Origin of the sequence: Niastella sp., assembly GCF_045805085.1 — a bacterium.
Taxonomy (GTDB): domain Bacteria; phylum Bacteroidota; class Bacteroidia; order Chitinophagales; family Chitinophagaceae; genus Niastella.
Window position 1 is genome coordinate 1 of sequence record NZ_JBJMLX010000255.1, and the last position, 3,730, is coordinate 3,730.

Consider the following 3,730-nt stretch of genomic DNA (forward strand, 5'->3'; position numbering starts at 1 on the left):
GGCGGCATTTCTTTTTTTGATCCAGGGCGAAATGAGTTTTGTAAAAAGCAAAACGATCGCGGCAGGCGCCAATGCGGCCAACCCCAGCTTTATGTTCACAGCCAGAATAAAAACAGCGGCGCCGATCATCATAAACAGACTGCCTACGAATTGCAGCAAACCCTGTGAAAAAAACTGGTTCAGTTTATCAGTATCGTTGTTGATGCGTGAGATCAGGTCTCCGGCCTTGTTCTGGCTGAAAAAGGCAACCGGCAGCGACTGCAGTTTCGAGAACAACTGGTTGCGCAGCGAAAACAATATATGCTGACCAACAGCCCCCATCCACCTGGTTTGAAAATAACTGGCAATAAACCCCACCAGGTACAGCGCAAATACCAGCATAGAGGCTCTTACAACACCAGGAAAATCTTTTGAAATAATAGCCGTATTGATGGTATGGGCAATAATGATCGGCACCACCAGGGAGGTGAGCGTATTGGCGAGCAATGCCACAAAAGCCACAGACATGATCTTTCGCTCGCCTTTTATAATAGGCATTAATTTTCTTAACGCAGCAAATGGTTTGCTTGTTCCTGTTTTAAGCTGGTAATTCATACTGGCTGGTACTCTTTTGTGATTCGAACAGTTGATTATATTCCGGTGAGTGTTGAAGCAATTGCGCATGTGTTCCTGAAGCGATAATTTCCCCTTCCATCAGCAATACACACTGGTCGTAATCGGTAACAGATGAGATCTTCTGGGTAACCGAGATCAGCGTGATGCCCGGGTACAGCCTACTTACATTTTCCAGGATCCTTTTTTCGGTTTGCGCATCTACCCGCGCGGTAAAATCATCCAACAACAGCACTTTAGGATTCAGGGCTAATGCACGGGCCAGCATAATGCGCTGTTTTTGACCGCCCGATAAATTCAGTCCGCGCTCAGAGATAACAGTTTCCAGTTTATCGGGCAGCGACTCAATAAAATCTGTCAACTCTGCCGCGCGAATGGCCTTCTGCATGTCTTCCAGGGTGATGTCTTCAGCGAAAGCGATATTCTCCTTAATGGTCATATTGAAGATCACACTATCCTGGAACACAAAGCCCATTTGGCGGTGAAACATTTGTTTATCGATCTCTTCGAGTGATACGCCATTGTACAGTACCCTGCCCTGCAGCGGTTGTACCAGACCGCTCATTACATACAACAATTGTGTTTTCCCCGCTGCTGTGGGTCCAATAATGGCTGTCCTGGTGCCAGGTTGTATAGCCAATGAGATCTCCTTCAGCACTTTCTTTTCACCAAACCGAAGGGTGATATCAGCCAACTGCACCGATCCGGTTAATTGAATGGGCAGTGTGCCTGCTTTTTGGGGACCTTCTGCCGACAAAAGCGCAGACACGCGTTCATACGAAGCCGAAGACTGGGCAATGATATTGGCCATAAAACCGATCATGATAATGGGGAAGATCATAATGCCGATATAACTATAAAATGCGGAAAAATCGCCCAGCGACATACTGTCAGCGATCACAAAATGCCCGCCCAATAAAAGAATCACCATGGAGCTAAGGCTGGCCACAAAAGTAATGACCGGAATAAGGATCGCTAAATACCGGATGATCGTTAACCGGATGTTGCGGGCCTTTGTATTGGCTTCGATGAATTTATTGTTTTCCTGGTGCTGGGTATTCAACACCCGAATAAGCGCGGCGCCCAGGATGCTTTCATTGATCACTTTGTTCAACCAATCAATAATGCCCTGTATTTCCCTGAAGAATTGCCTGATCTTTTTCATGATGATCGTACGGGCCACCCAGATAACAGAGATCAGCGCCAGCACCACCAATGCCAGCTTCCAGTTGGTTAACAATAATAAAATACTGGCGCCTATGAGCAAACAGTAAGAAGAAATGAGGTTACCTATCGCCATGCCAACATACAGTTTAACAGCATCTACATCGGAGGTGAGATTGGTGAGTAAACGTGCCGGCGACACTTCCATAACATATGAATAGTTCTGTAATGCGATCTTTTCTGCCAGTTTTTGCCGCAGGTCCCTGGCCACCACTTCAGATGCATAGGATTGCACCACCGACTGCAGGTAGGTGAAAATAAACACCAGGAAGGTAACGATAGCAAATTCCCACAATAACTGTTCCTTTATCGTATGTGCCTGCGCATATGAGTCTATCGCCCTTGCAATGATCTTTGGGATCAATAACCCCAACAGGCTGGCGCTGATGGTAAAAAAACTTAACAGCGCAATCAGTTTCTTATATCCCAAAACCAGCGCATTTATCTTTGGCTTTGCCGGGGGTGCACCACCTTTTGTTTTCATGTTTACTTATTCTATTTAGTAAGACGAGCAAAGAACTAAAGAATTGTTATAAAATTAGTTTTTTTTAGCCCGGCCAGATTAAATTACTCATCATTTTATATGCCAGGCCAGCTACATATAATTAAAACTGTAATTTGCTACCATGCAAACCAACATACTGTGGACAGGTCGCGAATACCATTCCCTGGAAAATTGTTTGATCAGGGAAAGCATATCCGGCGTTGACATATCTTCCATCATCATTGGCCATTACGAAGAAAAGATCTACAAAGTAGCATATCATATCAAAACAAACATTCACTGGGAAACTGTATTTGTTGAGATCATTAGCCAGCACAGCAACCAAACCCAAACGATCAGCTACGAAAGCGATGGAAAAGGTAACTGGACAAATGCAGGTCAACCATTGTCGCGCTTCAAAGATTGTATTGACATCGATATCCGGGTCACCCCTTTCACTAATACGTTGCCTATTCGCCGGCTGCAATTAAAGCCCCGTGAAACCAGGGAAATACAGGTATTGTATTTTGATCTGCTGGACATGCAGATCATGCCGGTTAGCCAGAAATACACCTGCCTGTCGGCCACTGAATATCATTACGAGAATATTCCTAACGACTTTGAAGCAAACATCCAGGTAGACAGATCAGGATTTGTGGTAGATTATCCCTCCCTGTTTGTTCGTACAGCGGCACAGGAGAGCCATTATTGATTCTGCTGCGCTAAGGGTGTTAAAAACCTGGTAAAGATCTATTCTTTCTATAGAACGCCTGAGAAAATAGTTTCAGGACATTGATCCAGGAAGCAGACAAGATCAGGGTAGTTCCGGTTATAGCAATGGTAGTTTTGTAAAATATATTGTCTATAACATGCAGATTATATGCCAGTGAACAGGCAAGCAACCCGAATTCGCCCGTATGCGCAAGCAATGCACCTGCATACAGGCTTTGTCGCCAGTTATATCCCAATAAGCGGAAAACAATAGCGGACAAAGCAGAGTTACTGATTAATACCAGTAATGCCCCACCTATTATAATACCTCCATGTTCAAATAAATATTTAATATCGAATTGTAAACCAATTGACATAAAAAAGAGCGCTACAAAAAAGATCCTGAATGGTTTTAATGCATGCTCAAGCCAGTCAAAGGCTACTGTTCTACCAATACACAATCCTGCAACAAAGCTACCAATAGCGCTGCTTAAACCAGCCATATCTGCCAACACCCCGAATCCAAGCGATAATAATAGTCCCAGAAACACCTGCAGATCATGGTCATTTTTTAATCCATTGAGCGCTTTAGCCTGAAGGAAAGTACGATGGCGTACAGCACGCAAAAGAATTATGATACCCAGGCTTACGACTAAAGCAATCATTAATTTACTGATGGAAGTTGTACCAGGACCCATA

Annotated in this window: 4 protein-coding genes; 1 reads left to right on the top strand and 3 read right to left on the bottom strand. The window is 44.2% G+C overall.

What is annotated here, in order from left to right:
• Both ACJ751_RS13305 and ACJ751_RS13310 read right to left on the bottom strand, forming a co-directional pair.
• On the bottom strand, positions 1-594 hold a 594-nt coding region (locus ACJ751_RS13305; protein ID WP_407745988.1), incomplete at its 3' end, for an ABC transporter transmembrane domain-containing protein.
• Positions 578-2,320 carry an ABC transporter ATP-binding protein gene (locus ACJ751_RS13310; protein ID WP_407745989.1) on the bottom strand — a complete coding sequence of 581 codons (1,743 nt, stop codon included), beginning with the start codon at positions 2,318-2,320 and terminating at the stop codon, positions 578-580. The genes ACJ751_RS13305 and ACJ751_RS13310, both read right to left, overlap by 17 nt.
• Positions 2,321-2,462: 142 nt before the next feature.
• Here ACJ751_RS13310 and ACJ751_RS13315 point away from each other — a divergent pair, with 142 nt between their 5' ends.
• Positions 2,463-3,032 carry a putative glycolipid-binding domain-containing protein gene (locus ACJ751_RS13315; protein ID WP_407745990.1) on the top strand — a complete coding sequence of 190 codons (570 nt, stop codon included), beginning with the start codon at positions 2,463-2,465 and terminating at the stop codon, positions 3,030-3,032.
• Between the two features lie 19 nt (positions 3,033-3,051).
• Here ACJ751_RS13315 and ACJ751_RS13320 read toward each other — a convergent pair.
• On the bottom strand, positions 3,052-3,730 hold a 679-nt coding region (locus tag ACJ751_RS13320), incomplete at its 5' end, for a cation:proton antiporter (protein ID WP_407745991.1).

Bases quoted from the DNA above. Each gene is read 5' to 3' on its own strand.
- ACJ751_RS13315 (WP_407745990.1), top strand. From the start codon at position 2,463: ATGCAAACCAACATACTGTGGACAGGTCGCGAATACCATTCCCTGGAA.
- ACJ751_RS13310 (WP_407745989.1), bottom strand. From the start codon at position 2,320: ATGAAAACAAAAGGTGGTGCACCCCCGGCAAAGCCAAAGATAAATGCG.